Source organism: Empedobacter sp. UBA3475, assembly GCF_002378465.1.
In the GTDB taxonomy this organism is placed as follows: domain Bacteria; phylum Bacteroidota; class Bacteroidia; order Flavobacteriales; family Weeksellaceae; genus Empedobacter; species Empedobacter falsenii_B.
The window spans coordinates 1-6060 of the sequence record NZ_DFRA01000066.1; the positions used below are offsets into that span (position 1 = coordinate 1).

The 6060-nt window shown below is 31.9% G+C and carries 5 protein-coding genes; all 5 read right to left on the reverse strand.

The annotated features are described in order from the left end of the window. Positions 1-131 precede the first annotated feature (131 nt). Positions 132-1379, reverse strand: coding sequence for a T9SS type A sorting domain-containing protein (locus B3I31_RS13650; RefSeq protein ID WP_286496081.1), 1248 nt, complete (start codon positions 1377-1379; stop codon positions 132-134). A 123-nt stretch (positions 1380-1502) separates the two neighbouring features. Continuing rightward, entirely contained in the window at positions 1503-2897 is a 1395-nt protein-coding gene (locus B3I31_RS13655) for an HmuY family protein (RefSeq protein WP_219034426.1), read from the reverse strand. A gap of 10 nt (positions 2898-2907) precedes the next feature. Continuing rightward, on the reverse strand, positions 2908-5049 hold the full coding sequence (locus tag B3I31_RS13660; protein WP_291088170.1) for a TonB-dependent receptor plug domain-containing protein: 2142 nt from the start codon (positions 5047-5049) through the stop codon (positions 2908-2910). A 229-nt stretch (positions 5050-5278) separates the two neighbouring features. Beyond that, a complete protein-coding gene (locus tag B3I31_RS13665; protein WP_286496083.1) occupies positions 5279-5494 on the reverse strand; it encodes a helix-turn-helix domain-containing protein in 216 nt (71 codons plus the stop codon). A 23-nt stretch (positions 5495-5517) separates the two neighbouring features. Continuing rightward, positions 5518-6060 (reverse strand): AraC family ligand binding domain-containing protein (locus B3I31_RS13670; RefSeq protein ID WP_291047434.1); only part of this gene is annotated, 543 nt, incomplete at its 5' end.

Genomic DNA, 6060 nt, shown 5'->3' on the forward strand with positions numbered 1-6060 from the left:
GAGGACTCGGGTAAGGATAAACAGACTTACTTTGGAAGAATGCCTACGAAGTTATATACATCCAACTCTAATAAAAAAGGTCGTCTTTCCAGACGACCTCACACAAAGAGACAAATAAAGTACTCAAAACTTTATTTCAAAACTATTTTTTTCGTTTCAACTTTATCGGCAGATTGTATTTTTACGATGTAAATTCCAGCCGAAAGTTTACTTAATTGTATTGTTTTATTTGTAAATGATGAAGTTGGTTGATAGCTTTCCTGATGCACCAATTGTCCATTTATCGCATAAATTTGAATATTTAATGGAGACGATTTCGCTTCTTGCGAATTGTACACCAAACCAATTGTTTTCGGTTGAGAAGCGGTATAAATATCAAACTTCGTTTTGGCTAATTCTGTTGTTCCTAAATTAGCTGTTACATTTTCGTAATCGAATGTTATTTTTCCTGTAGAAGATCCTTCAAACGTTTTGAAAACCAATTTATAAATCTGATTTGTAGATGTATTTTTGATAAAATGATTCGTAGGATTCACTACATAAGACCAACCCGATAAGGTTTTCCAATTATATCCAACTGCATTAATATCTGCTACATAAGCCATATCATCAGTAGGATTTCCAGATTCTGTTTTCGCCACTTTGATCAAATCACTTTGCAAAACTCCCGTTACCGTATACATCACAACATCACCCTCATTCGTTGTAAGTGGTGTAACATATTTTGTAAATTTCAAATCCCATTTACTTTGGTCTGGCTCTGGTGTAACTGCTTTATCAGTCAATAAACTATAATAATTGAACAAATTTGTTGGATTGGTTTTATGCGCAAGATTTACTTTTGTATCAGCCGACCAAGTTCCATTTGTCAATTTAGAATACGTAAAATTATATTCGCCTAAAGGAGCTGCAAAATTATCTATTTTCAATTTCACATATTCTCCTGTTGCATATTTCAATACAAAAATGATTGAACCATTTACGTAATGATTTGCAATACTATAATTACCCCAACCATATGTCGCAGAACCATTATTGAAAGCGCCTTTTTGCCAATCTGTGTCCGAATTGTACAAAGCTGTCCACGTAGATAAATTAGCAACATCAATACTATTCCATTTTGAGACATCATTCGACGCTTCGTAAACTTCTATCCCTGCGCCATCGTTTACTCTAATTCCTGTAGACATATTCGATTTTCGATAAAATGATATCTCCCAATCGTTTCTATTTACAGAATTCGTCGATTGGTCTGCCAATCCGTAATAAACATCATTTGTATAACCAGCACCCATAGTAACTTCGCCTTTTATGGTTTGAGCATTTATTACAACAGATGTTAGAATGATTGATGCTAAAAGTGTAAATTTGTTTTTCATGATATAATAATTTTTTAATTGTTAATCAGAATTAGAACAGTCAATCCGAGAGATTACACTCTGACCCGTATGACTCGGATTGACGCATTCTAACCACTAATAATGAGTATGTTTATGATAAATTTATTTGATAAGTTTATATTCAAATTTTGGATAACCTCTCACACCAGAAGCATTCAGAAAAGCTAACATTTTAATTTTGTAATAATTATTTTCTGCATCTTTGATGATATAAAATCGATCCGAAAATAATTTTTGAGGTGCAGTAACTTGTCGCCAAGAATCACCAATTGCACGCTGATCGTCTAAAAATTTTGTTTCATCAATCATCGTTTCATTAAATTTTTCGTAGGTAATTTCATTGGTTACATCTACACGATAGGCTTTTGCACCCGCTTTCAAATTATTGACCACATAATCCGAATATCCATACGAACCATTTCCTGTAATAAGATTAGTAAAAACTGTAAAGTTTAAATCCCATTCTAATTTTGAAGGTTCAACATTTACAAGATCATTCGTCGTAAAACTGAAGTGAACAAAATTGTACGTTGTCGTTTTTGCAATTACTTTTTCTTTGTAAGTCGTATCATCCAAATCTGCATATTGCATCACATATTGCTCGTCTTTTTTGATGAATTTCACTTTTTTCCAACCGCGCGAATTTCCAGCAACAGCTGCCGAACCAACCGCAGGCGTTGAAGTTCCCACTTCGTAACCCAAATTCAGTAAATAAACTGGATTATCCGACTCTTTAATTTCCCCAATCGCTGTTTTCAAAATATCTCCAGCAGGATCGTCAACATATTCTTTGTTCGAATCTGTAAATGTACCTACCGCAACTTCGTTGATTAATTTCCCAACCGATGCTTTTGTTACTTTCGACAAATCGGTTTCGTCCAACGCTTTTACCGCCATATAAATAGAAGTATTTAACATCACGCGGAAATTTGTTCCATTATAAAACCCTAAATCCCAAGAATCTCTTTTTACCTTTGTTTGCGTTCCTTTACTTAAGTCTACATAAACTTGATATTGCTCATTTGGTCCGCCAATTTCCACATCCATTGTTCCTCCAATCGAATTTTCGAAAGAGATTTTTGTTGACGAATATCCTTGAATAATCGCTGATGGATAATCAATTTTTGTAATTTCAAACTGAATCGTTTTATCAGAACGATCAAATGGATAAATCAAATTCTTAAACGTAAAACTTGTTGACGTTTCACCTTTTTTGATTGGTATAATAATTTCTTGATTTGTAACTGCAACAGAAGTTGAATAATCAACATTATAAGTAGCTTTATCTTCGGTTATTTTAATATGAATTTGTCCATCTTGTTCTGCAACTTTAGAATAAATTAGATTTATTGTTTTCTCATTATCAATCTTACTAAAATCGATGCTTGCATCCTTAAAAGCAACAACAAAATCTTGTCCAATTGGATTGTTTTCATCATTACATGACCACAAAAAAGAAAGACTAAACAATAGGATATATATAAATATTTTTTTCATGATTTTTTGATTAATTAATTCCTAAATTGAAGGTAAGTTTAGCAAAATACGAACGTCCATATCCATACAAAATACTTGTAGAACCTTGGCTATGCGCACCATCATTTCCAGATGAACTGTTCAAATACTTTACATCAAAAAGATTTCTTGCACCAATTGTTAAACTAAGTTTTTTGTTCCAAAAACTTTGTCTTATTGACGCATCTATCCAGTTAAAAGCTTCTTGTTTACCTTTTACTAAAATTTGTTCACTTGTATTTGACGGATTATTTTTCAAGACAAATTGCTCTTGAGCTCCATTGTATTTATAGAAAAGTGAGAAAATTGTATTGGTTTTTGGCAAAGTGTACGAAACATTTGCATTGATTTGCGTTGAATAGAAATATTTATTTTTAACTGAATTTACAGCAACTGCTTCATCAATATCTTGCTTGATGCCTGTCAACGTAAAACCAACTCCTCCCGAAAATTGATGGACTTTGAATTGATTCAAATACGTAATACCTTGTACATCGTAATTATCAATATTACGATATTGATATTTCAATGGAGATTCTTCGACAACAATCAAATCAATCTTATCTTTCAGATTAATTTTCCACAACGATACTTTTTGCTCTAATGAATTATTTTCTCCGATATACCAATTCTTTTTTAAGTGAACAAAAGCAGAAACTCCTTTTTCTGGATTCAGATTTTCGTTTCCTTGCACATTATGATTGACGTCTACGAAATACGAATACATTTCCTCATAATTTGGCAAACGTGGTGAAGTACCAACAATCGCGCGCAATTCCCATTGTTTTCCAAATAGATATTTCGCACTCAAACTCATCACATACTGCTTATCAAATTGCTCCGAAAACATCACGCGAGCGCCTGGACGAAACGAAAGTTTATCATTTAGATTAATTTCAGAAGAAGCAAAAAAATCATACGTTCCTAATTTTCTTTCTATAGGTTTTTGGAAAAATTCTCCTGCCGAAGTTGAAGCAAAACCTTTTGTTTGATCGATTTCATAACCAAATTGAAAATCGAAATAATCATTTTTATTGATAAAATTGCTGAACATCCCTTTCGAATAATACACTTTTCGACTTTCATATTCGAATTTGTTTACATCATGTTCAACACCTTCAAGAATTTCATAATTATTCGATTTCAATTTTCTTTTTTGTTCTTGATACGAAAACGAAACATCATAATTAATTGCTTTTCTAAATCGTCCTGAAGCATTTAAGTGATTGTAAATACGATCTGTTGTGTACACTCTATCTTTTCCAAAATAATCTACCGTCGCAGTTGGCGCATTCGGTGCAAGAGTTGGATTGGGATCGTAATACTTAGTTTCTTCGTTGAAATATTCGAATTTATAAAACAAACGATAATTGTCTTTTTTATATTGAACAAATGCCTTTGCTGCATTTTGTTCTTTTGGCAACCATTCGTATCCTCTCAATCCGTCATTATTAGGATAATTCTTTCCTTTTTTATCATCAAAAAATCCTTGAAAATCATTACGTGAAAAACTTAAATTAGCGTAGATTTTGTCTGAAAATTTATGCCCGATTTTCAAGGATTGTATATGTCTTCCTTTATTTTTCCAATTGTATTCATCTCCAATTGTTTCCTCTTGCAAAGTCGCAGAAATATCAAATTTATTCTTCCCTCCTTTTTTAGTAATAATATTGATTACTCCCGCAATAGAATTTGCTCCATATTCCACTCCCATCGCACCTTCTACGATTTCTATTTGTTGAATATCATCTAAGTTAATCTGCGTTAAATCGGTATTATTCCCTAAACCTTCGTCGTTAACTAATGGAATATTGTCCACCAAAATTTTGAAATATTGTGCATCCAAACCAAACATTTGCACCGTCGATTTTCCTGTAGAAGAACTCGGAATAATATTCATATTCAATGTTTGATTTAAAACATCTGCCAATGTGTTTCCTGCTTGTCTCTCGATCATTTCTTGCGAAATCACTTTTACTTCGTAAATAGATTTCTTGACCGATTGCGCATTATATTGCCCAGAAATCACGGTTTGTTCCAAATTAATCGTCGAATCTTTTGGAAACGAATTAATTTCTTGAGCCTGTAGAATTAGTGTTGTAAGTAAGCTTAGTAGAAAAAAGCGCCTCTTCATTTGTCCTTAATTTTATTATTTAGAATTAGTCTAATAATTAATAAGACAAATGTAAACGAATTTTTTAATTTATTTTTATTTATTCTAAATTAATTTATTGAATAGTGATAAAAATCGAGCTTCGTCTTCTAATTCTGATAAAAGAATGAGATGTTAAAACATTATTAATCAATTTAATTGTTAAAGAATTAAATTAAGGAAAGTAAAAATTGAACGAAATTAAAACGAATTATTTTCGTTTAGGTTTTGTTTTCGTAACAGCAAAATAAGACGCTGTAAAAGCAGACAAACTTTTGTAACCGACTTTATAAGCGATTTCGCTCAATGTAAAATTATTGGTATCTATTAATTCAATACTTCTTAGAATTCGGACAAGTTGCATATATTTTTGAAGTGTAATTCCTGTTTCTTGTTTGAAAATTCGTTGCAAATTTCGAGCAGACATATTCGCTTTATCTGCTAATTCATTTAGATTAAAATTTGTGTATAATGAGAATGAATATATTCACTTACAGGAATTAAACGTCTATCAACAAGAACTGGCAATTCTAGATTATGGTTTTCATCGCAAAAATGAGGCAAACTATACAACATCGAATTTAAGAAAATCTTTTGCTCCTCCTCTTCAACCAAAAATTTATTCCATTTTGAAGCGTATAACATCATTTCCTTTAGAATCGGCGGTGCAACAAAAACATGGATATCGTTGTAAAAATCTTCCTTAAAAACTTCTTTAAATAAAATCAACATTGGATTGACCGTTTTCGCCTCGGAAGTTGTACGATGTAGCTTATTTGCAGGAATCCAAATCACTTGATTTTGAGGAACTAAATAAATCTTTTGTTCGATATAAAAATATTGGTAACCTTCTTCAACATAATTCAATTGGAAATAGTCATGCGAATGAACCTCATCTGCATTTTTACGATTTTTCTCGTACCAAACGTATGTATTGGTTGTCATATGATCCGAATATTCTCCAATAATTTGTTGTCGTACTTCATGACTTCG